Origin of the sequence: Mycobacterium sp. IS-1590 (assembly GCF_001500025.1) — a bacterium.
Classification (GTDB): domain Bacteria; phylum Actinomycetota; class Actinomycetes; order Mycobacteriales; family Mycobacteriaceae; genus Mycobacterium.
In genome coordinates this window covers 90,877-115,358 of sequence record NZ_LQIW01000007.1, presented here as the reverse complement: position 1 = coordinate 115,358, position 24,482 = coordinate 90,877, and the positions used below count along the sequence as shown (strand labels likewise).

The following is a 24,482-nucleotide window of genomic DNA, read 5'->3' as shown; positions in this document are numbered from 1 at the left end:
CGCTGAACGTGGAAGCCGACGATCTACACCCCTCGCATCGTCACCCAGCAAGATCAGAGGACGATCACGGTGGCTGGTGCGGTTGTCTTGGCGCGGTCGAGGGCGTTGAGGGCGCGTTCGCGGGTGATGCGGTGGAGGCGGTCTTGGGCGCGGGTGCGTCGTCGGCGCGGCATCATTGCGGCTTTGTCGCCGCGCGCTGCGGGTGCGGTGTTGCGGGGCACGGTGGCGGTGGTGGTGTCCCAGTCGGGGTAGAACAATCGGCTGCCCGGATAAGTCAGATAGGTTCGGCCCGTCGGGGCGGTCCAGCGCACGGTGCCATCGGGGTGTTGTTGATCGCTCCACCCGCCAAACGTTTTGAGTAAGTGGTGGATTCGGCACAGGCATTTGATGTTGGAGGGGTGGGTGGCCCCGGCCGGATAGGGCGTGGTGTGGTCGAAATCGCAGAACTCGGCCGGGCGGTCGCAGCCGGGGAACCGGCAGGTCAGATCGCGCATCCGGATGAACCGTGCGGTGGTGGGTGAGGGCCGATACCCGGCACCGGGTTTCGCCGGGGGTGGGTGCACCGGCTGGACTTTGGCGCCGTTGCCGATCAGCTCGGCCAACAACGGTGTCGGGATCACCCCACCACCGATGATCAGCGCCGCCGCCGGCTGGGGGGTGGGCTGCGACTGCGTTGAGGGCGCCGGGGGCTCGGCCGGTTGCGGGCCCGCCGCCACCCGCGACTGCGCGGCCGTCTTTGGCTCTGGGGCAGATTCGGCCGGCTGCACTGCCGGATGGATCGGCTCTACCTCAGTGGCGGCCGGCTCAGTTGCCGGGGTGGCGTCCGGCGGCCTTTCCGCGGGTTCGGATGGTGCTGGCGGGGGTTGGGTTTGCGCTTCGGCGGTTTGGGCGTGTGCGGCGGTCGCGTCCGGCGGCCTTTCCGCGGTTTCGGATGGTGCTGGCGCGGGTTCGGATGGTGCTGGCGCGGGTTGGGTTTGTGCTTGGGCGGCTTGGGCGTGTGCGGCGGCCGCGGTGGCGGCCTCGGCGATGATGTTGATCAGGAAGTGCGCTGCGCGCGCATCGTCGTGTCCGGCCGAGGGGCATTGCGGGCTGCCGCACCGGCACGGCAGTCCTTGGGCACCCGCGGCGATGGCTCCCAGCGCTTCTGAGCGGCGCTGCCCGAGGGTGCGCGGATCATCGGGGCACACCTGGCTGATCATCTGCGCCAACCGACGCTCCAGCAGCACCCCATCAGTGGTGCTCAACCGGCCCCACAACGACATCGTGCCGGTCACGTCATCGCGCTTGCCCACCCGCACATCACGGTCCTGGGCGGCCTGACGCAAGCGCCGCCGCGCGTTGGGATCATACTGATCGACCACCGCATCAATGGCGGCTTCCAACCGCGCCACCGACAACACCCCCCACTGCCCGGCACGCTCGGCGATCGCGGCATCCACGCGCTCGGCGACCGCCGAATCCACAATCAGCTGCGTGCGCCAGGTGATCGTGGACACCAGCCCCGCACTCAACTGCCCCCGCACAAACAGCGCTGCGACCTTCGGGAGCCGCTCACGCAACGCCATCGCGATACACATCTGGCCCGAAGCGGCCCGATCCCCCACCCCCATCGCCGCCGAAATCTCCGCCGAGGCCATCCGCCACCCATCCACGGCGAAGTGATCGCGGTCCTCATCGGGTTCGGTGTAGCGCGCGGTCAACTCCGCCACCGCGGCCAACCGCCGCGCCGCCCACACCGCCTCGGTGCGCGCGCACTCCTCGATCGCAGCCACGATGACCGCGTCGTCAGCACCCGCGAACTCCGACCCGAACATGTGTTCGAGTATGCCACCGGGGTCTGACAAATCAGCGCCCTGCTTGACCCCCACCGGCCAACTCGCTGATTTCGGTGATCGACCACGGCGGGCTGTCGTGATGGTCGCGGTAGGCGAGGATCGTCGGCGTCGGCCTGTCGAAGCGCCCCACGAACCCGCCTGCGGCGATGAAGATCTGACCCGTTACTTCCTTGGCCAGGTCGCTGACCAGATAGGCGTAGGTAGGCGCGACGTACTCCGGCGGCGCGGCATCGAGGGCGCCTTGCATGCTCACCTCGTCCAGCAGGCCGCGACGGTTGAGGTCCGCGATGTGGGCCTCGTAGTCCGGCCCGGTGGAGAGCCGCGTCCTGGCCCCGGGACAGACGACGTTCGCGCGTACGCCGTGCTCCTTCAGCTCGGCGGCGATCGCGAGGGTCAGCCCATTGACGCCGCCCTTGCCCGCCGGATACCCCGTACCGCCGTAGTCGCCGAGGAACGCGAACGAGCTCGTGTTCACGATCGCACCTCCGCCCTGAGCGACCATCCTGGGCGCCGCGGCTCGGCAGGTCTCAAAGGTCGTACTGAGATGCGCGTCGATCAGCTCGCGGAACTGGCCGGACGTGATCGTGAGTATCGACGACCCGACGGGCTCGGCCGTGCCCGCACAGTTGATCAGAATGTCGATGCGCCCGAACTCCCGGACGCACGTGTCGATCAACGCGTCCGCCGTTTCAGGATCGGCTGGCGAGCCGGCCACTCCGTGCGCATTCGGAATCCGTTGCGCCGCTTCGGTTACGGCCTGCGGAACACGGCCGTTGACGACGACTCCCGCACCGTGGGCGGCGAGCAGTTCGGCCACCGCCAGCCCCACACCGCGCGATCCGCCGACGACGACAGCGGCCCGCCCGGTCAGCGACGGGCTACTTGCCATCCGTTGACTGGCCACCCGCTTGGCCGAACTCCATCATGTCCATGTTCCAGTAGCCACGAAGGTTCGTGAGCAGACCGGCGTCGTTGACCTTGTAGGTGAACACTCCGCGCACCGTGCTGGTCATCCCGTTGTCGAACTTGCTGCGCAGCACCAGGATATGAGCCACCTCGTGCGGAGAACTGGACGGGAACGTCTCCTCGCAGGTGATCCGCAGGTCATTGGAGGCGATGTTGGCGTCGTAGAAGCCGGACACCGCCTCCTTCCCGCGGATTCCCGTGCCGTCGGGGTTGGTGAAGGACTGCCCGATCGGATCCTCGATGACGACGTCGTCGGCCATCAGGGCCAACCAACCCTCTTTGTCGTGGGAGTGCACGCATTTCCACGAATTGTGGGACGCCGCCAAAGCCGGTGTCTTCTCGACGGTTTCCTGGGACATGACCTCTACCGGTCGTCGTCGGTGTAGCGAATGACGCCGCGGATGTTGCGGCCCTCGAGCATGTCGGAGTAACCGTCGTTGATCTGCTCCAGCTTGTACTGCCGGGTGACCATGTCATCGAGGTTCAGCTTGCCGGCCTTGTACATCGACAGCAGCTGCGGGATGTCGTAGTGGGGGTTGCCGCCACCGAAGATGGTGCCCTGCAGGTTCTTCTGCAGCAGGGTCAGCATCGCCAGGTTGAGGTTCACCTCGGTGTCGAGCAGGCTGCCGATGGCCGTGACCACGCAGGTGCCGCCCTTGGCGGTCAGGTTGAGGTAGTTGTCGACGTCCTTGCCGTGCAGCTCGCCCACGGTGACGATCACCTTGTGGGCCATCAGCCCCCAGGTGACCTCGCCGATACCGGCCATCGCGGATTCCCAGTCCGGATAAGCGTGTGTGGCACCGAATTTCAGCGCCTGGTCCCGCTTCCACTCCACCGGATCGATCGCGAATATGCGGCGCGCGCCCGCGGTGACGGCACCCTGCAGGGCGCCCATGCCGACGCCGCCGACGCCGACGATCGCGACGTCCTCACCGGGCCGGATGTCACCGCTGCGGACGGCCGAGCCGTAGCCGGTGGTGATGCCGCAACCGACCAGGCAAGCGACCTCGAACGGAATCGACTCGTCGATCTTCACCACCGAACTCTTGTGCACGACCATGTAGGGCGAGAAGGTGCCCAGCAGGGTCATCGGGAAGACGGGCTGCCCCTTGGCGTGAATGCGGTGGGTGCCGTCGGAAACTGCGGTGCCGCCGAGCAGTCCGGCGCCGAGGTCGCAGAGGTTGCGCATACCGGCCTGACACGACGGACAGCTGCCGCAGGACGGGATGAACGACATCACGACGTGGTCGCCGGGCTTGAGGTCCTCGACACCCGGACCGACCTCGGTCACGATGCCCGCACCCTCGTGGCCACCGAGCACCGGGAAACCGGCCATCGGGATGCCGCCGGTCACCAGGTGGTGGTCGGAGTGGCACATCCCCGACGCTTCCATCTGTACCTTGACCTCGTCCTTGACGGGGTCACCGATCTCGATCTCCTCAATCGACCACGGCTGGTTGAACTCCCAGATGAGAGCGCCTTTTGTCTTCATTCGAACGTGCCTTCCGCTAGTACCGGTGACCTCAGACTAGAGGCAGTAGTTAGGTAGGTCACACCCGCCCCCAATCAACTGCTTGGCCGGGTCACCAGATCGGCACCGGAGCCTGGCCGAGGGGGTAGTAACCGGGCAGCTTCTCGCCGGCCAGGGAGCGCTCGATGCGCTTCTGCATACCGGGCGACAGGTCGCCGGACTCGATCAGCTTCGCGTACCCCTTGGCGACGTGGCCGAAGTCGAAGAAGTCCCGCTGCCACTCGATCTTCAGGTTTTCATCCAACCGGAACCAGCTGCCCCCGATGCCGTAGATCTCGGCGGTGGTGCCGTCGGACTTGTTCGCGACCTGCTTCCAGAAGCCGACGATCTCGCCCTGTTTGTCGTCGACCAGCACCTTCTGGTACTCGTAGACCCAGTTCTCCAGGCCCTCCATCTCCAAACCCAGTGCGACATCCCGAATTTCATCTTTGCCGACGCACATGACGTCTTCCTTAGGGCCGATGTTCCAGCCGTAGGTCGCATCGTCGGTGTAGAACTCGGCCAGCGGCTTCCAGTCGCCCTTGCGTTCGGCCTCCCGGTTGGCCTCCAGCCACTGTTCGACCCAGTTGTCGAGCGCTTCGCGGGGTAGTGACGGCATTGTCATTCTCCTGTTTCTCTGATGGCCAGTGCTTGGGTCGGGCACATGTCGACCGCGTTCTGTATCTCGTCGCGGGCGTCGTCGGGCGGTTCGGCATCGAGGATCTCTACCTTGCCGCGTTTGGGCACCCGGAAGTAGTCGGGTGCCTCGAGCTCACACATCGCGTGACCCTGACACAGGTCAAGATCTACTTCGACTCTGTAGCAACCCATTCGGTGCCTACTTGGTTCGCCGGCGGTACCGGGCTTTGGCGGGCCGCTGCAGTTGCACCACCATCTTCGAGTGGTCATTGCGATAGCTGTCGGCCGGTTGCGCCATCTCGAACTCGTACTCGCGCAACAAGACCGAGAAAATCGCCTTGATCTGCATCTGGGCGAACGCCGCGCCGACGCAGCGGTGCCTGCCGGCGCCGAACGGAATCCAGGTCCAGCGGTTCGCGATGTCGGCCTGTTCGGGCTTGTTGTAGCGGTCCGGATTGAAACCGTCGGGGTCCGGGAAGTCCTCGGGGATCCGGTTGCTGATGGCCGGTGAGGCGGCGACGAAGTCACCCTTGTGAATGGGGAAGCCGGCCACCTCGAACTCGCCCTGGGCCACCCGCATCAGGATGATCAGCGGCGGGTGCAGCCGTAGCGTCTCCTTGACGACGTTGTCCAGCAGCGGAATCTGGCGCAGCGCATGGAAGCTCACCTCTTGGCCGTCGGCGTAGAGCTCATCGAGTTCGGCCTGAACCTTGGCGTAGATCTCGGGGTGGCGGATCAGCTCGATCAGAGTCCACGCCGACGTCCCGGAACTGGTGTGGTGACCGGCGAACATCAGCGAGATGAACATGCCGGTGACCTCATCGGCCGAGAACCGCGGTTCGCCGTCCTCGTCCTTGATCGACACCAGCACGTCGAGCATGTCGCGGTCGGATTTGTCCTTCGGCGGATTTGCCAGGCGCTGGTTCATGATCTCCTGCACCAGCGCAACGAGTTTCACGCGCGCTTCGTCGCGCCGCTGGAAACTCTCGATCGGCAGGTAGGGGTCCACATAGCACAGCGGGTCGGTGCCGCGCTCGAGATCGTGGTAGTACTCGGCGAACCGGTGGTCGAGCTGATTTCGGAACTTCAGGCCGATCAAGCACGCCGTCGAGGTGTAGATCGTCAACTCGGCGAAGAAGTCGAGCAACTCGATCTCGCCCTCGTCGCCCCAGTCGGCGATCATCTTCTTGACTTCGCCCTCGATGGTGGCCGCGTGGCCCTTCATGTGCTCACCGCGCAGCGCCGAATTGTGCAGCATCTCCTTGCGGCGCTCGGGGCTTGCGTCGAACACCACACCTTTGCCGAAGATCGGCGTCATGAACGGATAGGCCTCGGCCTGGTCGAGATCCTCGTCGGCCGAACGGAAGAAGAACTCGTTGGCCTCGGCGCCGGACAGCAGGATGACGTGCTTGTCCACCAACTGGAACCAGCCGACGTCGCCGCATTCCTCCCGGACCCGTTTCATCAGACCGATCGGGTCGGTGCGGAACTCCTCGAGGTGTCCGTGTTCTTCTTCGCCGCCCGAAACCCGGGGCACGATCGCGGTCGTCATGACTTCAGGTTCTCCTCGTTCAGCTTGAGCTGCTGGCGTTCTGCGGGTGCATCGGACAACGGAGCTTCGGGTTGTAGTTCCATGTTCGCGATGAACCCGCCGCGCGGCGTCTCCGCCACGAATGTGATGGCGCGAGCGAGATCGGACGCTCGCAGAAAATAGTCGTGCCGAGCCTGGCCCCACTTCGCCCAGTCCTCGAGTGCCGGACCGATCTTCTCGGCGGGCAGGCTCCAGCCCATGCTGGTTTTGGTAGGGCCCGGGTGCACGATCGAGGCGCGCACGCCGGTGCCCTCGAGTTCCATCTGAAAGTTGTTGACCATCGCGACAAGTGCCGCCTTCGCCGCCCCGTAGGCGCCCATGTGTGGCCGCTGACGCAACGCCACATCGGATCCGACGAAGATCAGGTCACCGCGTTGGCGCTCGAGCATGCCGGGCAGCACCGCCGAGGCCAGCCGGTTGGCGCCGACGAGGTGGATTTGCAGCTGTGACTCGAACTCGTCGGTGCTGATCTCGGCCAGCTTGCCGAAGTAGGTGTCACCGGCGCCGGCCACCAGCACCTCGATCTCGCCGAGCGCCTCGACAGATTGGGCCACAAACGTTTTCACCGAGTTGGGGTCGGTGACGTCGAGGTGGAAGCCGACGGCCTCGCCGCCGTCGGCGTTGATCTTGCCGACGATGTCTTCGAGCTTCTCCACGCGACGGGCGCCGAGCGCGACCGGGAACCCGCGCGCGGCCATGTCGATCGCCGTCGCCTCTCCGATTCCAGAGGATGCGCCGGCGACGATGACGGGTCGGCGTTCGGGCAGGGGGTCGAACCGCGGCATCAGACAATCTCCACAGTGATGGGTAGGTGAGCGAATCCGCGGACATTGCTGGAGTGGACGCGGACGGCGTTGGCCTCGTCCACCTCGTATCCACGGATTCGTTTGAACAACTCGGTCAGCGCGACCCTGGCCTCCATCCGCGCCAGGTGCGCGCCCAGGCAGAAGTGGGCACCGCTACCGAAACTCATGAGCTTGGAGCCTATTTCGCGGCCAATGACGAACCGGTCGGGGTCGTCGAACACCCGCTCGTCCCGGTGCGCCGATCCGGGCAGTAACAGCAGGACATCACCGTCGGGAATGGTGGTGTCGTACAACGTCAGCTCACCCGAGACCGTGCGCGCGAGGATCTGGCTCGAGGTGTCGTAGCGCAGCGTCTCCTCGACCCAGAGGGGAATCCGGTGCAGGTCGGCGTAGACGGAAGCCAGCTGGTCGGGATTTCTGTGTCCCCAGAATGCCGCATTGGCAAGCAGTTTCGTGGTGGTCTCATTACCGGCGATCACCATCAGGAACATGAAGCCGATGATCTCGTCGTCGGTGAGCCGGTCGCCGTCGATCTCGGCCTCCAACAGGGCGGTGGTGAGATCGGCGGTGGGCGTCTTGCGGCGTTCGGCCACCATGCCCTGGTAGTAGACGATGAGATTGATCGACGCCTCCACCGCCGAGGGGGGTACGTCGGTCACGCCCTCGTCGCGGTGCATCACACCGTCCGCCCACGCGCGCACCTGCGTGCGGTCCGCCTCCGGGACACCCATCAACTCGGAGATCACGTCCATTGGCAGCTTGCCCGCGAATTCGTCGACGTAGTCGACGGTCTCGTTCGAGCGAGCCTTGTCCAGCATGACGTCGAGGTGCTGCACCGCGATCTCGGTGACGCGCGGCTCCAACTCGCGGATGCGCCGGGGCGTGAAGCCTTTCGACACCAGGGTGCGCAGTCTCAGGTGGTCCGGATCGTCCATTGCGAGAAAGGACATGGTCTTTGAGGCGTGCGGGCCGCGCGACGCGGGATCCAGCGATACGCCGAACTTGTTCGACAGCGTGGTGCTGTTGCGGAAACCCTGCAGGACATCCTGGTGCCGCGACAGCGCCCAGAAGCCGAGTTCGTCGTTGCGGTACAGCGGCGCTTCGTCGCGCAGCCGCTTGTAGTACGGGTACGGATCCTCGTGGAAGTCGTAATCGTATGGGTCGAGCACGATCTCGCTGACGGTCACTGGTCCTCCCCGAGGATGAGGCCGACGACATAGCTGAGCCGGTCGGCTATCTGGTGGTAGGTGAAGGCACCGCTGCCCGCGTTGACCAGTGCGCCGAAGAACGTCATCTCCAGTGCGGCCAACGCGCGCGGGTCGGCCTCGGGACCCATGGCCGAGCGGATGCGGCGGTGGATCTCGGCACCGATGCGGTCACGCGCCGCGCGCACCGCGGTATCGCCACCGCTGAGCAGCGCGGTCGTGCACGCCGCCGCGACCTCAGGCTCGTCGGCGACCATCAGCGCCATCGCGCGCAGCGTCTTCTCGACGCGGGTGACCCGGCTTTCGTTGACGTCGGTGAAGTACGGCACCTGACGCATCAAGTCCAGGTACACCTCGGCGATCAGGTGGTTCTTCGACGAGAAGTACGTGTATGCGGTGGCCGGTGCGACCTTGGCTCGGGCGGCGACCGCGCGCACCGTCAGATCGGCGTAGGAGGACTCGCGCAGCATCTCGACGCCGGCGGTGAGCACCTTGCGGAACGTCTCCTCCTGGCGGCGGTTCCGCGGTGTTTCGCCGGTGCTGACAGGCGCCGGGCCTGTGACCGCAACCACGGGCTCGCTGGACACTTGTCCAAGCTATCTGAGCTGGGCGCAGATCCGCAAGTACGCAGCTAGAAACGCCTATGCTTGCCAGCTGCACCGGGAGGGGACTATCGTTCGGTCCATCAATTCGGACACTTGTCCAGCAATGGTGAACGGAGGCGGCGTGGCTGTACTGGCGAATCGGGAAAGTCTGCTGCTCATCGACGGCAAGCTCGTCGCCGGCAGCGGCGGATCCTTCGAGACCGTCAACCCCGCGACCGAGGAAGTGCTCGGTGTCGCGGCCGACGCCACGGCCGACGACATGGGCCGGGCCATCGAGGCCGCCCGGCGCGCCTTCGACGAGACCGACTGGTCGACCGACACCGCCTTACGGGTGCGTTGCCTGCGCCAGCTGCAGGGCGTCCTCAAGGACCACATCGAGGAACTGCGTGAGATCACGATCAGCGAGGTCGGCGCACCCCGGATGTTGACGTCGGCGGCGCAACTCGAGGGGCCGGTCGAGGACCTGAGCTTCTGCGCCGACACCGCCGAGTCCTACCAGTGGGTCACCGATCTGGGGGAAGCGTCGCCGATGGGCATCAAGACCCGCCGCCGCATCGCCCGTGAGGCAGTCGGCGTCGTCGGCGCCATCACACCGTGGAACTTCCCGCACCAGATCAACCTCGCCAAGATCGGTCCCGCGTTGGCCGCGGGTAACACCATCGTGCTCAAGCCGGCACCGGACACACCCTGGTGCGCGGCCGCGGTCGGGGAGTTGATCGCCGAGCACACCGACATCCCGCCGGGTGTGGTCAACATCGTCACCTCCAGCGATCACGGCGTCGGTGCGCTGCTGTCCAAAGACCCACGGGTGGACATGGTTTCGTTCACCGGGTCGACGGCGACCGGCCGCAGCGTGATGGCCGACGGCGCCGCCACGATCAAGAAGGTGTTCCTGGAACTGGGCGGCAAGTCGGCTTTCGTCGTGCTCGACGACGCCGACCTGGCCGCCGCCTGTTCGATGTCGGCGTTCACCGCCTCGATGCACGCCGGACAGGGTTGTGCCATCACCACCCGACTGGTGGTGCCCCGCGCTCGCTACGACGAGGCGGTGGAGGCGGCGGCGGCGACGATGGGCGGCCTCAGGCCGGGTGACCCCCAGGACGACGGAACGATCTGCGGCCCACTGATTTCCGCCCGCCAGCGCGACCGAGTCCAGGGTTACCTCGACTCGGCGATCCAGGAGGGCGGCACGTTCGCCGTCGGCGGTGGCCGGCCCGCCGACCGCGACACCGGGTTCTTCATCGAGCCCACCGTCATCGCCGGGCTGGACAACAACGCCAAGGTCTCCCGCGAGGAGATCTTCGGGCCGGTCCTGACGGTCATCGCCCACGACGGTGACGACGACGCGGTCCGCATCGCCAACGACTCGGCGTACGGCCTTTCGGGCACGGTGTTCTCGGCCGACGAAGAACGCGCAAACCGGGTCGCGGCGCGGATGCGGGTCGGTACGGTCAACATCAACGGCGGGGTCTGGTACTCGGCGGATATGCCGTTCGGTGGATACAAGCAGTCCGGGCTCGGTCGCGAGATGGGACTGGCGGGCTTCGAGGAATACCTGGAGATCAAAGCGATCGCCACGGCGGTGTAACCCCGCCGAACGTGGGTTACCGGCACGCGAAACGTCGCAAGGCGTGACACAACGCCACATTCGGCAACGAGGAAGGGACGCGATGGGGCTCTACGGAGACCAGTTCAAGGACAAGGTGGCAATAGTCACCGGCGCTGGCGGCGGTATCGGCCAGGCTTATGCCGAGGCGCTGGCGCGGGAAGGCGCCGCGGTGGTGGTGGCCGACATCAACACCGAGGGCGCACAGAAGGTCGCCGACGGTATCAAAGGGGAAGGCGGCAACGCTCTCGCCGTGCCTGTCGATGTGTCCGACCCGGAATCGGCCAAAGAGATGGCCGCGCAGACGCTCTCGGAATTCGGTGGCATCGACTACCTGGTGAACAACGCCGCGATCTTCGGCGGCATGAAACTGGACTTCCTGATCACCGTCGACTGGGACTACTACAAGAAGTTCATGAGCGTGAACATGGACGGCGCGCTGGTCTGTACCCGCGCGGTGTACAAGAAGATGGCCAAACGCGGCGGCGGCGCGATTGTCAACCAGTCGTCGACCGCGGCGTGGCTGTACTCGAACTTCTACGGCCTGGCCAAGGTCGGCGTCAACGGGTTGACCCAGCAGTTGGCGACCGAACTCGGCGGCCAGAACATCCGGGTGAACGCCATCGCGCCGGGCCCGATCGACACCGAGGCCAACCGCACCACCACGCCGCAGGAGATGGTCGCCGACATCGTCAAGGGAATCCCGTTGTCGCGCATGGGCCAACCCGAGGATCTGGTCGGCATGTGTCTGTTCCTGCTGTCGGATCAGGCGAAGTGGATCACCGGTCAGATCTTCAACGTCGACGGCGGGCAGATCATCAGGTGAGCGACGTCAAGCTGGGGTACATCGGACTGGGCAACCAGGGCGCACCGATGGCCAAGCGCCTGGTCGACTGGCCGGGCGGTCTCATCGTGTTCGACGTGCGCACCGAGGCGATGACCCCGCTGGTGGAGGCCGGAGCGACGTTGGCCGACACCGTGGCCGACGTCGCGGCGGCCGAGGTCATCAGCGTGACAGTGCTCAACGACGAACAGGTGCGAGACGTGGTGCGTGAGCTCGCCGAGCACGCCCGCCCGGGAACGGTCGTCGCCATCCATTCGACGATCGAGCCCGGCACCGCGGCTGAGCTGGCTGAGCAGCTGCGGGACAAGGGAATCCACATCGTGGATGCGCCCGTCAGCGGCGGCGCCGGTGCGGCGGAGAAGGGTGAGCTCGCCGTGATGGTGGGTGCCGACGACGAAGCCTTCGCCAAGGTGAAACCGGTGTTCAAGCAGTGGGCCTCTTTGGTGGTGCGCGCCGGCGATCCCGGCGCGGGCACTCGGATGAAGTTGGCTCGGAACATGCTGACGTTCGTCGGGTTCGCCGCGGCCTGTGAAGCGCAGAAACTGGCCGAGGCGGCGGGTATCGACCTGCAGAAGCTGGGACGCGTCGTGCGCCACAGTGACGCGCAGAGCGGCGGGCCCGGCGCCATCATGTACCGCGACGACACCAAGCCCCTCACCCCGGACCATTTCCTGCACGACATGTTCGTTCACACCCGTGGCCTCGGGGAGAAGGATCTGCGGTTGGCGCTGGCGCTGGGCGAGGCCACCGGGACCGAACTCCCGCTGGCAGAGGTCGCGCTGCAGAACCTGGCCGCCGGGCTCGGCGTGCCGCACACAAAGGAGTGACGATGGACGAGTTGCGCCGCAAGGGCCTTGAGAAGATGAACGAGGTCTACGGCTGGGAGATGCCCAACATCGAGGGTGATCCGTACTTCGACCTCACCGTCGACCATCTCTTCGGCACCATCTGGACGCGGCCGGGGTTGTCGATGCGCGACAAGCGGGTCATGACGCTGACCGCCGTGACGGCCGTCGGGAACTCCGACCTCGCGGAGATCCAGGCCAACGCGGCGTTGGCCAACGGTGAGATGACCGAGGACGAGCTCAAGGAGATGGCCGTCTTCTTGACCCACTACCTAGGGTTCCCGTTGGGGTCCAAGTTGGACGGCGCGGTCAGCAAGGTCATCAAGAACCGCAGGAAGGCCGCGGAGAAGGGCCGGGGCGAAGACAAGAAAGCCAATGTCAACGCCGCGGTGAAGATGCACTCCGGCGGGACGGTGCACGACGAGCATGACAAGTAGGTACTCATCGCTGTCGCGTGAGCAGCTCGCAGTCCTGCTGCCGGAGCTGCTGCTGATCGGTCAGCTGATCGACCGCTCTGGAATGGCCTGGATCATCAGCAATTTCGGTCGCGAGGAGATGCTGCAGGTCGCGATCGAGGAGTGGATGGGCGCCAGCCCGATCTACACCAAGCGGATGCAGAAGGCCTTGAAGTACGAGGGCACCGATGTCATCACGATCTTCAAAGGTCTGCAGCTCGACATCGGGGCGCCACCGCAGTTCATGGATTTCCGCTACACCGTCCACGACCGCTGGCACGGCGAATTTCACCTCGACCACTGCGGCGCGCTGTTGGACGTGGAACCGATGGGCGAAGAGTACGTGCGCGGCATGTGCCACGACATCGAGGACCCGACGTTCGACGCGACGGCCGTGGCGACCAACCGCCGAGCCCAGATCCGCCCGATCCACCGCCCGCCGCGCACACCCGCCGACCGGCACCCGCATTGTGCGTGGACCGTGATCATCGACGAGTCCTACCCCGAGGTGGAGGACCACCCGGTACTCGAGGTGGTCGCCCGGACACGTGCCGCCAGAACCGAACTCGACCCCATCGACACCGGTGACCAAGGGCAGTCGGACTACTCGGGCCCGTTGGTCTCGGACTTCGACTTCGGCGCGTTCTCGCATTCAGCGCTGGTGCGCATGGCCGACGAGGTGTGTCTGCAGATGCACCTGCTCAACCTGTCGTATGTCATCGCCGTCGGGAAGCGGGCCGGCACCAACACCGAACTGGCGACCGAGATCTGCACCAAACAACTGATCGGGCTGGCCGGTATCGCGGCCGAGCGCATCCACCGCGCGCTGGAGTTGCCCGGGGGAATCGAGGGCGCGGTTCGCACGCTCGAGTTGCATCCGATGCTCAACCCGGCCGCCTACGTCGACGCCGAATTCGGGCCGGACACGGTGCATCTGCGGCGTTCGCCCGCTCACGAGGACGGCGCCTGGATCTCGCTGGTGACGCCGGACGAGGTGCGTCCGTTGCAGGCCGCCGTCACCGCGGTCGACAAGCGCCTCGATGTCGAGGTGACCGGCACCGCCCAGGAGTGGACCGCGCGCGTCGTCGAGACGGACACCGAGGCCAAGGAATTCTCCGAGGTGTCCGTTGTCAGGGTCAGTGGCGGTTCGACGTGGGAGTTCGAAGACCGCAAGTCGTTGCCGTTGACCGTGCTCTGAATCGAGCCGTTCTCAGCGCCCGGGCCGGCCCACCTGCTCGTACTCCGCGCCGAGTGCGCGCATCCGGGCCGCGATGGCATCGAGGTCGCGGTGCGAGCGCTGGATGATCTCCGCGACCTCCCCGGCGCCCTTGCTGACCACCGGCCACAGCATCTGTTGACCGGCAGGCGTTTCGGGTTCGGGTACCGTCGCGGCGGCGTCCTGCACCCACTGCCGGACCGCGTCGAGCTCACGGCGGCCGGCCGCCACCACCGCGGCCGACCTGTCCACCTCGGCGGCGAGCCGGCGGTCCAGGTCGGCCAACGCCCCCAGAGCCCTTGCCTGCCTGGCATTCCGGTCGCGATAGCCCTCGGCACCCGCGCCGGTCCAATCCGAACCGGGCGTCGCCGACTCCACCTCGTCCCGTAGGGACTCCAAGCGGGCACTGTGGTCCAGCCCGCCGCCGTCCGCCGGGATGCCCTCGCCGAACGTGGCGCGCGCCCGCGCCCACGTCGAGAGGAAGGCATCGACGACACTCACGCTCGTGAGTTTACGGCCCGCCGGACGGGCGGCCGAGCACCAATTGTGGCGCTCAGCGGGCCGCCGTCGGAGCGGCTACCGACGCGCCGACCCAGCGGCGCAGGTAGCCTCGCAGCTCTCGGCCGCGGCGCGGGGGGCGCCCCGGATCGATGATGAACGACTGGATGATCCGCAGCAGGTGCTCGGCCAGCTCATCCAGGTCGTGGTCATCGAACCCGAGCGCGGCCCAGTCCACGTCGAAGCGGCGCAGCATCGAATTGGCGAACTGCAACGCCACATCCGAGGTCACCGTCTGGCTGAACTCGCTGGCCCGCGGGGGCATCAGCAGCAGTCCCATGTGTTTGTCCTGCGGCAGCCACTCCAGCGCCGTGGCGATGCCCTCGGCGACCGCCTCCTGCGGGTCGGTCAATCCCTGCAGGTGGTCGGCCAGCCGGTCCAGGAAGCCGGTGGCCGCGCGCTGGGCTGAGGCCTGAAGGAGAGCGTCGGTGCTGGGAAAGTACCGGTAGACCGTCTGCCGCGTCACCCCCAGCGTGCGCGCGACGTCGCTGATCGAGAACTCCGCACCGCGCGCGTCGATCGCTTTGCCGGCGGCGTCGAGGATGCGGGCGACCGCCTCCTCGTCCGTCGACGGCGCCGCGCCGGACCAACCGTGAGTGCGCACGGCGAAATCCTACTCAGCCGGCCCGATCACCCGGTGTAGGAGACCTGCAGGTCCTTGACGCCGTTGATCCAGCCCGAGCGAAGACGTTGTGGTTCACCGAGTTTGGTGATGTCGGGAATCTGGTCGGCGATCTCGTCGAAGATCAATTTGATCTCCATGCGGGCCAGGTTCGCGCCGATGCAGTAGTGGGCGCCGTTGCCGCCGAACCCGAGGTGCGGATTGGGGTCGCGCAGGATGTCGAACCGGAAAGGCCGGTCGAACACCTCTTCGTCATAATTGGCCGAGCTGTAGAACAGCCCCACCCGCTGCCCTTCGCGGATGGTGACGCCGCCGAGTTCGGTGTCGGCCAGAGCCGTCCGCTGGAAGCAGTGCACGGGGGTCGCCCAGCGCACGATCTCGTCGGCGGCGGTCGCGGGTCTCTCGCGCTTGAACAGCTCCCACTGATCCGGATTCTCGAAGAACGCGTTCATACCGTGGGTCATCGCGTTTCGGGTGGTCTCGTTTCCGGCGACCGCCAGCAGGATCACGAAGAACGCGAACTCCACGTCATCGAGCGATTGCCCCTCCACGTCGGCCTCGATCAGCCGGGTCACGATGTCGTCGGCAGGACAGCGGCGGCGCTTTTCGGCCATCGCGTAGGCGTATCCCATCAGCTCCGCATTGGCGGCGGTGGGATCGGAGTCGAAGTCGGGGTCGTCGGTGTTCATGATCGCGTTGGTCCATTCGAACAACTTCTCGCGATCGGCCTCGGGCACACCGATCAGGTCGGCGATGGCCAGCAGCGGCAGGCGCATCGCGATGTCGTCGACGAAATTGCCGCTGCCCTTCTGCCTTGCCTCGGCGACGATTTCGCGCGCGGCGGTCGCCAATCGATCCTCGAGCGTCGCGATTGCCCGCGGGGTGAACAAGCGCGACACCAGCTTGCGCAGCCTCGTGTGCTCGGGTGCGTCGTGGTTGATGAGCAACGCCTTGGTGAGCTCGAGCTGTTCGGAGGTGACGCCTTCGGGCAGGCGCATCACCGCGCCCTTGCGGTTGGTCGACCACAGCTCGGAGTTGCGCGAGATGGCCTTGATGTCCTCGTGGCGGCTGATCACCCAGTAGCCGCCGTCGTCGAAGATCGACTCGTGCTGCTCGTTCCACCACACCGGCGCGGTCTTGCGCAGCTGGGCGAATTCGGCGACGGGAATACCGCGCAGCAGCACCTCGGGGTCCGTGAAGTCATATCCCTGGGGCAGGCGCATCGCGCCTTGGGGACTGGCACTGTCGGGCCCGAACGGGCATGTGGCCTGCGTCATACATTCGACCATACAGTGTCGTGTCAAGTGTATGGCCGAGCCGGTGTCGTCAACCGTTAGGGTGAGCAGTTGTGCGAGTCCTGGTAATCGGATCCGGTGCCCGTGAACATGCGTTGCTGCTGGCGCTGCGGCGCGACCCCCAGGTCGAAGGTCTGTCGATCGCGCCGGGTAATGCGGGCACGGCCGCGATCGCCGACCAGTACGACGTCGACATCACCTCGGGGGAGGCGGTGGCACAACTGGCGCAGCGTCTGGAGGTCGACCTCGTCGTCATCGGGCCCGAAGTGCCGCTGGTACTCGGCGTCGCCGATGCGGTGCGCAGCGCCGGGATCGCCTGCTTCGGACCGAGCAAGGACGCGGCCCGTATCGAGGGTTCGAAGTCGTTCGGCAAGGAGCTGATGACGGCCGCCGGTGTGCGCACCGCCAGAAGCGAAGTCGTCGACAACCCCGGCCACCTCGACGCCGCGCTCGACCGCTTCGGCCCCGACGGCGGCGAGGCCGCATGGGTGGTCAAGGACGACGGTCTGGCCGCGGGCAAGGGAGTGGTGGTCACGGCCGATCGCGCAGCCGCCCGGGCCCATGCGGCGAGCCTGCTCGACGCGGGACACCCGGTATTGCTCGAGTCGTTCCTCGACGGGCCGGAGGTGTCGCTGTTCTGCCTCGTCGACGGCGAGACCGTGGTGCCCATGCTCCCCGCGCAGGACTTCAAACGGGTCGGTGACAACGACACCGGACCGAACACCGGCGGCATGGGGGCATACGCGCCGCTGCCGTGGCTGCCCGACGGCATCGTCACCCAGATCGTCGACGATGTGGTGAAACCCGTTGCCGCCGAACTGGTCAAGCGCGGCAGCTCGTTCTCGGGGTTGTTGTATGCCGGGCTGGCCATCACCTCGAGGGGCCCCGCAGTGATCGAATTCAACTGCCGCTTCGGCGATCCCGAGACCCAGCCCGTCCTGGCCCTACTGGAGACGCCGCTGGGCCAGCTGCTGTACGCGGCCGCAACAGGCGGCCTTGCCGACGAGCCTCCGCTGCAGTGGCGCGAAGGTGCCGCCGTGACCGTGGTGCTGGCCGCGGAGAACTACCCGTCTCGCCCCCGAGTCGGCGACGTGATCACCGGTGCCGACGTCGAGGGCGTGCTGCACGCAGGCACGACCCGTCGCGAGGACGGCGCCGTCGTGTCTTCGGGAGGCCGTGTGCTCTCGATCGTGGGCACCGGCGCGGATCTGTCCGCCGCGCGTGAGGCCGCCTACCAGGTGATCAAGTCGATTCGGCTGCCGGGCAGCCACTTTCGCACCGACATCGCCCTAGCGGCGGCGCAGGGACTGATCGGCGTCTAGGCCGTCAGCAGCGGCGCCATCCAGGTCAGTTCGGCGGGCAGCTGCGAGCTCCAGAACCCGGCGTCGTGACCTCCCGGCGAGAACCCGCCCGCGGGCGGATTCGGTAGCTGCGCGATGAACTCCTTCGTCGCCGAGTAGAACGGATCGCCGGTCCCGCAGTCGATCCGGATCGGAATCGATGCCAGCGCGGGCAGTCCCCAAACACTGTTGGCCGCATAGTCTTCCGCGCTGTCGAACGCACCGGGCGCCGAGGCGCCGAAAGACGTCCACAGAGCGGGGCTGACGGCGCAGATCGCCGCGGTGCGGGCGGGGCCGAGTCGCGCGCCGAGCAGCAGTGCCCCGTAGCCGCCCATCGACCAGCCGAGGAAGCCGACTCGTGAGGTGTCCAGACCTTGTGAGTTCAGCATCGGGATCAGCTCATCGAGCACCATCGCCCCCGAGTCCTCACCGGAGGCCCGCTTGTGCCAGTAGCTTCCACCGCCGTCGACGGCGACGACCGCGAAGGGCGGCAGCCCCGCGGCGACCGCCTCCGCCAAGCCCTGTTCCACCCCGCCGGCCATCACACCCGCTGCGTCCTGACCCTTACCGTGCAGCGCGATAACCGGACGTAGCGGCGCGGTCTGGCCGGGCGGACGGGCGATCGCCCAGTTGGTCTGCAGCCCGCCGCGGGCCGCCGAGACGAAGGACCCGTCGACGTAGGTGGGCGCGGCGGGCGCGGCCGGGGCCGCGGGTGCCATCCGCAGCGTCGCCAGCCCGGCGGCCGTGCCGACCCCGAGACGCAGAAGGGATCGGCGGCTCAGTTCGGGCATGGCGGCCATGATGCCATCGTGGCTCCACTGGCCGACGGGTGGCGGCCGGCCGTCGCATCTGAACCACCAGCCCCGACTTCGGTGAGAAAGCCTGACGATTGGCCGAAAGCGCGATGGGAGGGCCGCCCGACTGGCAGCATGCTAAAGGTGACGGCAGCGGTCACTCCCAAGGGAGAACGTCGACGCTTTGCGCTGGTCAGCGCCGCTGCCGATCTGCTGTGCGAGGGCGGCTTCGACGCGGTGCGGCATCGCGCGGTGGCCCGTCGCGCCGGTCTGCCGTTGGCGTCGACGACCTATTACTTTTCGTCGTTGGACGATCTGATCGCCAAGGCCGTCGAATACGTCGGCGAGCGGGAGGCCGAGCAGTTGCGCGCACGGGTGGCGATGCTGTCGCGCCGCCGGCGAGGCGCCGAGTCGACCGCCGACATCCTGGTGGATCTGTTGGTCGACGACGTGGCGGGGCAACGGGTGAGCGAGCAGCTGATCTCGCGCTACGAGCGCTACATCGCGTGCGCGCGCCACCCCATGCTTCGTGATGTCCAGCGGCGGATCATGCGCCAGCGCACCGACGCGGTCATCGAGGTCATCGAGCGCTCGGGTCGCTCGGTGCGTGCCGAGTATCTCACCGCGTTGGTCAACGCGGTCGACGGTGCGGTGGTGGCGGCGCTGGTCGCCGAGGGCGACGGCCCTCGCGCAACAGCACGCGCGACGCTGATCGACGTGATAGACGTGTTGGCACCGATCGACGAGCGAGTGGCGCAGGTGTGACCTAGGAGGCCGATGAGTACGCCGACCGACAAGCAGCCGGAGCTTCGGCGGGTCATGGGTCCGGGGTTGTTGCTGCTGTTCATCGTCGGCGACATCCTCGGCACCGGTGTCTACGCGCTGACCGGTCAGGTGGCCGGGGAAGTGGGTGGTGCGGCATGGCTGCCGTTCCTGCTGGCGTTCGCCATCGCCACCATCACGGCGTTCTCCTATCTGGAGCTCGTCACCAAGTATCCGCAAGCCGCGGGCGCGGCGCTCTACGTGCACAAGGCATTCGGGATCCAGTTCTTCACATTCCTGGTCGCGTTCGTAGTGATGTGTTCGGGCATCACGTCGGCCTCGACCGCATCACAGGCGTTCGCGGCCAACCTGATCAAGGGTTTCGGGCTGGACTGGGGTAAGGCGGGCGTCGCGGCCATCGCGTTGACCTTCATGGCCGTGCTCGCCGCGATCAACCTGCGCGGTGTCAGCGAGAGCGTCAAGCTCAACGTCGGCCTGACCGTCATCGAGATCAGCGGTCTGCTGCTGGTGATCTTCGTCGGCCTGTGGGCCTTCACCCAGGCCGGCGACCACGACTTCTCACGCATCGTGATGTTCGAAAGCAGCGAAGACCGAAGCACATTCGTCGCGATCACCGCGGCGACATCGCTCGCCTTCTTCGCCATGGTCGGTTTCGAGGACTCGGTCAACATGGCCGAGGAGACCAAGGACCCCGTCCGGATCTTCCCGAAGGTCTTGTTGACCGGGCTGAGCATCGCGGGTGTGGTCTACATTCTGGTGTCGATCATTGCGGTGGCGTTGGTGCCGATCGGCGAGTTGAGGGAGAGCAGCACTCCGCTGGTGAGCGTGGTCGAGGCGGCCGCGCCCGGACTTCCGATCGACGAGTTGTTCCCGTTCATCACGATGTTCGCGGTCTCGAACACCGCGTTGATCAACATGCTCATGGCCAGCCGGCTGATCTACGGCATGGCACGCCAGCACGTTCTGCCGCCGGTGTTGGGTTCGGTGCACCGGACCCGCCACACGCCTTGGGTGGCAATCATTTTCACCACCATCATCGCGTTCGGACTGATCTTCTACGTCTCGGCGTTCGCGAGCAGCAAGGCGCTCTCGGTGCTCGGCGGCACCACGTCGCTGCTGCTGTTGGCGGTCTTCGCGACGGTCAACGTCGCGGTGTTGGTCCTGCGTCGCGATGTGCCCGAGGACGACCGGCACTTCCGGACACCCACCGTGCTGCCCATCGTCGGATTCGTCACGTCGCTGTACCTGGTGACACCCCTGTCGGGCCGCCCGGGCACGCAGTACCTGCTGGCGGGGATCCTGGTGGTGATCGGAATCGTGCTCTTCGGCATCACCATGGCGATCAACAGGCGACTCGGCATCAAGGTCGCGGGCATCACCGATCCGACTCAACTGGCGCAGACGCCGGACTAACCGCCGAGCTGCCTGCGTATCTCGGTGAGCTCGCGTTGCGCTCGCTCGATCAGCTGTTGAACCTGCTCCAGTCGCGGAAGCACATCACCGCGCTCGGGGTTGGTTGCCGCGCGGGCTCGGGGAGCCGGCGTGAGCCCCGGTGGCAGTGCGGGTGTGACGATGTAGCCGCCGTCGCGGTCGCCGTAGATCGTGACGTCCTCGCGCCGGCGCTCGAAGAACAGCGCGACGTACGCGCAGAGCACCGCGTCGACGGGATCCTCACAAGCGTTGAGCTGGAACGCTCGGTCGCTTGCCTCGATCCTCCTGCGAATTTCGAGCCAGCCGGGACTGCTGCGCACCCGAAGCCGCGGCGTCGCGTCGTTCAACCCCTCGATCAGCGCCACCATGCGCAGCAGCTCGTCCTTGCGTTTGGCGACATCCTTGGCGCGCCGCTTGTACTTGAGCGTCTTGCCGAGTTTGAACAGCGAGATGGTCGCCGCGTGGGGGTACACCTCGATCGCACGGCGGTCGGCGCGCGACATCGGGTCGGGGTCCAGGCCCAGTCGTCGGCAGAGGACTTCGGCGCGGGGCGGATCGAAGAGCGGATTGCCGGTGTTCGCGGGCTGTGCGGTGGCCTCGAACGGCGCGAAGTCCCGGTTGTAGAGCGTCTCGCCGAGCCGGTACCCGCTGGGGTTGGTGACGATGAGCGGCGCGTCGACGCCCACGACGCAGGGACCGTCGACAAAGGGTGAGAGGGCCGTGGTGATCTCGTCGTCGCCGACCGCCGCACCCACGTGCACAAGCCGTCCGCCGTCGTCGAGAACGGCGACCCCGGATTGGTTTCCCTCCGCCCACGCGAGATCGAGCCCAACGAAGTACATGGGACCAGCCTGCACTACCCGGGTCGTAAGCTGAGTGTTTGTGACGATCCCCAACGTGCTGGCCAATCGCTACGCCAGCGAGGACATGGCGGCGATCTGGTCACCGGAAGCCAAGGTCGTCGCGGAGCGCCGGCTGTGGTTGGCGGTGCTGCGCGCGCAGGCGGAATTGGGCGTCGATGTGCCCTCCGGCGTGGTCGACGACTACGAGCGGGTGCTCGAACAGGTCGACCTCGCATCGATCGCCGCTCGCGAACGCGTGCTGCGCCACGACGTGAAGGCGCGCATCGAGGAATTCAACGCGCTGGCGGGCCATGAACACGTGCACAAGGGCATGACGAGCCGCGACCTGACCGAGAACGTCGAGCAGCTGCAGATCCGACGCTCACTCGAACTGGTGCACTCACACGGTGTGGCGGTGGTGGCCCGGCTGGCCGAACGCGCCGTGTTGTACCGCGACTTGGTGATGGCCGGCCGCAGCCACAACGTCGCCGCGCAGGCCACTACGCTGGGCAAGCGGTTCGCCTCGGCGGCCGAGGAGCTGCTGATCGCGTTGCAGCGGCTGCGCTCGCTGATCGACCGCTACCCGCTGCGCGGCGTCAAGGGCCCGATGGGCACCGCCCAGGACATGCTCGACCTGTTCGACGGTGACGCCTCTCGGCTGGCCGAGCTCGAGCGGCGGGTCGCCGAATTCCTGGGTTTCACCGAGATTTTCACCAGCGTGGGCCAGGTGTACCCGCGCTCGCTGGACCACGACGTCGTCTCCGCGCTGGTGCAGGTCGGCGCGGGACCCTCGTCGCTGGCGCACACCATCCGGCTGATGGCCGGCCACGAACTGGTCACCGAGGGTTTCGCGCCCGGACAGGTCGGGTCGTCGGCGATGCCGCACAAGATGAACACGCGTTCGTGCGAACGGGTCAACGGGCTGCAGGTGGTGCTGCGCGGTTACGGCTCCATGGCGGCCGAACTCGCTGGCGCGCAATGGAATGAGGGCGACGTGTTCTGCTCGGTGGTGCGTCGCGTGGCGCTGCCGGATGCGTTCTTCGCCGTCGACGGCCAGATCGAGACGTTCCTGACGGTGCTCGACGAGTTCGGCGCCTATCCCGCGGTGATCCAGCGTGAGTTGGACCGCTATCTGCCGTTCCTGGCCACGACGCGGATCCTCATCGCCGCCGTCCGGGCCGGGGTGGGCCGCGAAACCGCGCACGAGGTGATCAAGGAGCACGCCGTCGCGGTGGCGTTGGCGATGCGGGAGAAGGGTCAGGAGCCCGATCTGCTGGACCGGTTGGCGGCCGATACTCGGCTGCCGCTGGACCGGCCGGCGCTGGATGCGGCGCTGGCCGACAAGCAGGCGTTCACGGGTGCGGCAGGCGACCAGGTGGACCGCGTCGTGGCGGCGGTCGACGAGTTGGTGAGCCGCTATCCCGAAGCGGCCAAATACACTTCGGGTGCCATCTTGTGACACTGGCCGGGATCGACTTCACCGATCTGGACAACTTCGCGAACGGATTTCCCCACGAGCTGTTCGCGATGCATCGGCGCGAAGCACCGGTGTACTGGCACGAGCCGACCGAGCACACCCCCGACGGCGAGGGGTTCTGGTCGGTGGCCACCTACGCCGAAACGGTTGCGGTGTTTCGTGATCCGCAGACGTTCTCGTCGGTGACAGGTGGTTCCCGGCCCTACGGCGGCACGCTGCTGCAAGATCTGGCGGTCGCCGGTCAGGTGCTCAACATGATGGACGATCCGCGGCATTCGCAGATCCGAAGGCTGGTCAGCTCGGGCCTGACACCGCGGATGATCCGCAGGGTCGAAGACGATCTTCGCGCGCGAGCGCGGCGGTTACTGGATGCGGTCGAACCCGGGGCGCCCTTCGATTTCCTGGTCGACGTGGCGGCCGAGCTGCCGATGCAGATGATCTGCATCCTGCTGGGAGTTCCGGAGTCCGAACGACATTGGTTGTTCCAGGCCATCGAGCCGCAGTTCGATTTCGGCGGCTCGCGAAAGGCGTCGGTCGGGCAGTTGACCGCCGAAGAGGCCGGTTCGCGGATGTACACCTACGGGCAGGAGTTGATAGCCGCCAAGCGTGCCTCGCCGACCGACGACATGTTGTCGGTGGTCGCGAACGCATCGATGGACGACGGTGAGCTCGCTCCGGCCCTCCTTTCGGAAATGGAGCTCTACCTGTTCTTCAGCCTCCTGTTCAGCGCGGGCGCCGAGACGACGCGCAATGCGGTGGCGGGTGGCCTTCTGGCGCTGATCGAGAACCCGGATTCGCTTGCCGCCCTGCGCGGTGATCTCGCGCTGCTGGGTCCGGCCGTCGAGGAGATGGTGCGCTGGTCGTCGCCGTCACCGTCCAAGCGGCGCACCGCAACTCGCGACGTGTCATTGGGAGGATGCGAGATCAGGGCCGGTCAGAAGGTGCAGATCTGGGAGGGTTCGGCCAACCGCGACGATGCGGTGTTCACCGACCCCGACATGTTCGACATCGCCCGTAAGCCCAACCCGCACTTGGGCTTCGGCCAGGGGGTGCACTACTGCCTGGGGGCGAACCTGGCGCGGCTGGAGCTGCGTGTGCTGTTCGAGGAGTTGCTGGCCCGCTTCTCCGAAGCCCGGCTGGTCAAACCCGTCGAGTGGACGCGCAGCAACCGGCACACCGGTATGCGGCATCTCGTGGTCGAGCTGCGGTGAGCGGTG

Annotated in this window: 25 protein-coding genes; 10 read left to right on the top strand and 15 right to left on the bottom strand. The window is 66.7% G+C overall.

Annotation, left to right across the window (positions count from 1 at the left end; translation table 11 throughout):
- Nucleotides 1-53: 53 nt before the first annotated feature.
- The 10 genes from AU197_RS07595 to AU197_RS07550 all read right to left on the bottom strand — a co-directional run bounded on the left by AU197_RS07595 (nucleotide 54) and on the right by AU197_RS07550 (nucleotide 9,139).
- The gene (locus AU197_RS07595; protein ID WP_156434338.1) at nucleotides 54-1,814 is read right to left on the bottom strand and encodes an HNH endonuclease signature motif containing protein; all 1,761 of its coding nucleotides are present in this window, start codon (nucleotides 1,812-1,814) and stop codon (nucleotides 54-56) included.
- Nucleotides 1,815-1,845: 31 nt separating this feature from the next.
- Complete coding sequence (locus AU197_RS07590) at nucleotides 1,846-2,724, bottom strand: SDR family NAD(P)-dependent oxidoreductase (protein ID WP_064401915.1); 879 nt, start codon at nucleotides 2,722-2,724, stop codon at nucleotides 1,846-1,848.
- Nucleotides 2,714-3,160, bottom strand: a complete 447-nt coding sequence (locus AU197_RS07585) for a nuclear transport factor 2 family protein (protein ID WP_064401914.1) — start codon at nucleotides 3,158-3,160, stop codon at nucleotides 2,714-2,716. The genes AU197_RS07590 and AU197_RS07585 overlap by 11 nt, the downstream gene beginning before the upstream one ends.
- 5 nt (nucleotides 3,161-3,165) lie before the next feature.
- Nucleotides 3,166-4,293, bottom strand: coding sequence for an NDMA-dependent alcohol dehydrogenase (locus AU197_RS07580; protein WP_064401913.1), 1,128 nt, complete (start codon nucleotides 4,291-4,293; stop codon nucleotides 3,166-3,168).
- 91 nt (nucleotides 4,294-4,384) lie between these two features.
- Complete coding sequence (locus tag AU197_RS07575; RefSeq protein ID WP_064401912.1) at nucleotides 4,385-4,930, bottom strand: nuclear transport factor 2 family protein; 546 nt, start codon at nucleotides 4,928-4,930, stop codon at nucleotides 4,385-4,387.
- A gap of 2 nt (nucleotides 4,931-4,932) precedes the next feature.
- A complete protein-coding gene (fdx, locus tag AU197_RS07570; protein ID WP_064401911.1) occupies nucleotides 4,933-5,142 on the bottom strand; it encodes a ferredoxin Fdx in 210 nt (69 codons plus the stop codon).
- Between the two features lie 7 nt (nucleotides 5,143-5,149).
- Entirely contained in the window at nucleotides 5,150-6,502 is a 1,353-nt protein-coding gene (gene cyp51 / locus AU197_RS07565) for a lanosterol 14-alpha demethylase (protein WP_064401910.1), read from the bottom strand.
- Entirely contained in the window at nucleotides 6,499-7,326 is an 828-nt protein-coding gene (locus tag AU197_RS07560) for an SDR family oxidoreductase (protein WP_064401909.1), read from the bottom strand. The genes cyp51 and AU197_RS07560 overlap by 4 nt, the downstream gene beginning before the upstream one ends.
- Nucleotides 7,326-8,534: a cytochrome P450 gene (locus AU197_RS07555; RefSeq protein ID WP_064401908.1), complete on the bottom strand. Its 1,209-nt coding sequence runs from the start codon at nucleotides 8,532-8,534 to the stop codon at nucleotides 7,326-7,328. Before AU197_RS07555 ends, AU197_RS07560 begins: the two co-directional genes overlap by 1 nt.
- A complete protein-coding gene (locus tag AU197_RS07550; RefSeq protein ID WP_064401907.1) occupies nucleotides 8,531-9,139 on the bottom strand; it encodes a TetR/AcrR family transcriptional regulator in 609 nt (202 codons plus the stop codon). Before AU197_RS07550 ends, AU197_RS07555 begins: the two co-directional genes overlap by 4 nt.
- 121 nt (nucleotides 9,140-9,260) lie before the next feature.
- On the opposite strand from AU197_RS07550, the gene AU197_RS07545 reads away from it, so the two are divergent.
- The 5 genes from AU197_RS07545 to AU197_RS07525 all read left to right on the top strand — a co-directional run bounded on the left by AU197_RS07545 (nucleotide 9,261) and on the right by AU197_RS07525 (nucleotide 14,105).
- Nucleotides 9,261-10,745 (top strand): aldehyde dehydrogenase, encoded by a 1,485-nt coding sequence (locus AU197_RS07545; RefSeq protein ID WP_502687862.1) that lies wholly within the window; start codon nucleotides 9,261-9,263, stop codon nucleotides 10,743-10,745.
- A gap of 82 nt (nucleotides 10,746-10,827) precedes the next feature.
- Nucleotides 10,828-11,589 carry an SDR family oxidoreductase gene (locus tag AU197_RS07540; protein WP_064401906.1) on the top strand — a complete coding sequence of 254 codons (762 nt, stop codon included), beginning with the start codon at nucleotides 10,828-10,830 and terminating at the stop codon, nucleotides 11,587-11,589.
- Nucleotides 11,586-12,434 carry an NAD(P)-dependent oxidoreductase gene (locus AU197_RS07535; RefSeq protein WP_082696546.1) on the top strand — a complete coding sequence of 283 codons (849 nt, stop codon included), beginning with the start codon at nucleotides 11,586-11,588 and terminating at the stop codon, nucleotides 12,432-12,434. Before AU197_RS07540 ends, AU197_RS07535 begins: the two co-directional genes overlap by 4 nt.
- 2 nt (nucleotides 12,435-12,436) lie before the next feature.
- A complete protein-coding gene (locus AU197_RS07530) occupies nucleotides 12,437-12,889 on the top strand; it encodes a carboxymuconolactone decarboxylase family protein (RefSeq protein ID WP_064401905.1) in 453 nt (150 codons plus the stop codon).
- Nucleotides 12,879-14,105, top strand: a complete 1,227-nt coding sequence (locus AU197_RS07525; RefSeq protein ID WP_064401904.1) for a hypothetical protein — start codon at nucleotides 12,879-12,881, stop codon at nucleotides 14,103-14,105. The genes AU197_RS07530 and AU197_RS07525 overlap by 11 nt, the downstream gene beginning before the upstream one ends.
- A gap of 12 nt (nucleotides 14,106-14,117) precedes the next feature.
- Here the strand turns inward: AU197_RS07525 and AU197_RS07520 are convergent, their stop codons facing one another.
- Genes AU197_RS07520 through AU197_RS07510 form a run of 3 tightly spaced genes read right to left on the bottom strand, consistent with a single transcriptional unit; the run spans nucleotide 14,118 to nucleotide 16,580 of the window.
- Nucleotides 14,118-14,624, bottom strand: coding sequence for an EspA/EspE family type VII secretion system effector (locus AU197_RS07520; RefSeq protein ID WP_064401903.1), 507 nt, complete (start codon nucleotides 14,622-14,624; stop codon nucleotides 14,118-14,120).
- A 52-nt stretch (nucleotides 14,625-14,676) separates the two neighbouring features.
- Nucleotides 14,677-15,285 (bottom strand): TetR/AcrR family transcriptional regulator, encoded by a 609-nt coding sequence (locus tag AU197_RS07515; RefSeq protein WP_064401902.1) that lies wholly within the window; start codon nucleotides 15,283-15,285, stop codon nucleotides 14,677-14,679.
- Between the two features lie 26 nt (nucleotides 15,286-15,311).
- Nucleotides 15,312-16,580 carry a cytochrome P450 gene (locus AU197_RS07510; protein WP_064401901.1) on the bottom strand — a complete coding sequence of 423 codons (1,269 nt, stop codon included), beginning with the start codon at nucleotides 16,578-16,580 and terminating at the stop codon, nucleotides 15,312-15,314.
- A gap of 71 nt (nucleotides 16,581-16,651) precedes the next feature.
- On the opposite strand from AU197_RS07510, the gene purD reads away from it, so the two are divergent.
- The gene (purD, locus tag AU197_RS07505) at nucleotides 16,652-17,920 is read left to right on the top strand and encodes a phosphoribosylamine--glycine ligase (RefSeq protein WP_064401900.1); all 1,269 of its coding nucleotides are present in this window, start codon (nucleotides 16,652-16,654) and stop codon (nucleotides 17,918-17,920) included.
- Here purD and AU197_RS07500 read toward each other — a convergent pair.
- The gene (locus tag AU197_RS07500) at nucleotides 17,917-18,741 is read right to left on the bottom strand and encodes an alpha/beta hydrolase (RefSeq protein ID WP_197415480.1); all 825 of its coding nucleotides are present in this window, start codon (nucleotides 18,739-18,741) and stop codon (nucleotides 17,917-17,919) included. The two genes, purD and AU197_RS07500, sit on opposite strands and share 4 nt — an antisense overlap.
- A gap of 126 nt (nucleotides 18,742-18,867) precedes the next feature.
- Here AU197_RS07500 and AU197_RS07495 point away from each other — a divergent pair, with 126 nt between their 5' ends.
- The gene (locus tag AU197_RS07495; RefSeq protein ID WP_064401898.1) at nucleotides 18,868-19,497 is read left to right on the top strand and encodes a TetR/AcrR family transcriptional regulator; all 630 of its coding nucleotides are present in this window, start codon (nucleotides 18,868-18,870) and stop codon (nucleotides 19,495-19,497) included.
- A 12-nt stretch (nucleotides 19,498-19,509) separates the two neighbouring features.
- On the top strand, nucleotides 19,510-20,928 hold the full coding sequence (locus tag AU197_RS07490; protein ID WP_064401897.1) for an APC family permease: 1,419 nt from the start codon (nucleotides 19,510-19,512) through the stop codon (nucleotides 20,926-20,928).
- Here the strand turns inward: AU197_RS07490 and AU197_RS07485 are convergent.
- Entirely contained in the window at nucleotides 20,925-21,788 is an 864-nt protein-coding gene (locus AU197_RS07485) for a DUF429 domain-containing protein (RefSeq protein WP_064401896.1), read from the bottom strand. The two genes, AU197_RS07490 and AU197_RS07485, sit on opposite strands and share 4 nt — an antisense overlap.
- Before the next feature lie 40 nt (nucleotides 21,789-21,828).
- Between AU197_RS07485 and purB the strand changes: the two genes are divergently transcribed.
- Together purB and AU197_RS07475 are read left to right on the top strand one after the other, a co-directional pair.
- Entirely contained in the window at nucleotides 21,829-23,247 is a 1,419-nt protein-coding gene (gene purB, locus AU197_RS07480; RefSeq protein ID WP_064401895.1) for an adenylosuccinate lyase, read from the top strand.
- Nucleotides 23,244-24,476: a cytochrome P450 gene (locus tag AU197_RS07475; RefSeq protein ID WP_064401894.1), complete on the top strand. Its 1,233-nt coding sequence runs from the start codon at nucleotides 23,244-23,246 to the stop codon at nucleotides 24,474-24,476. The genes purB and AU197_RS07475 overlap by 4 nt, the downstream gene beginning before the upstream one ends.
- Nucleotides 24,477-24,482 lie beyond the last annotated feature (6 nt).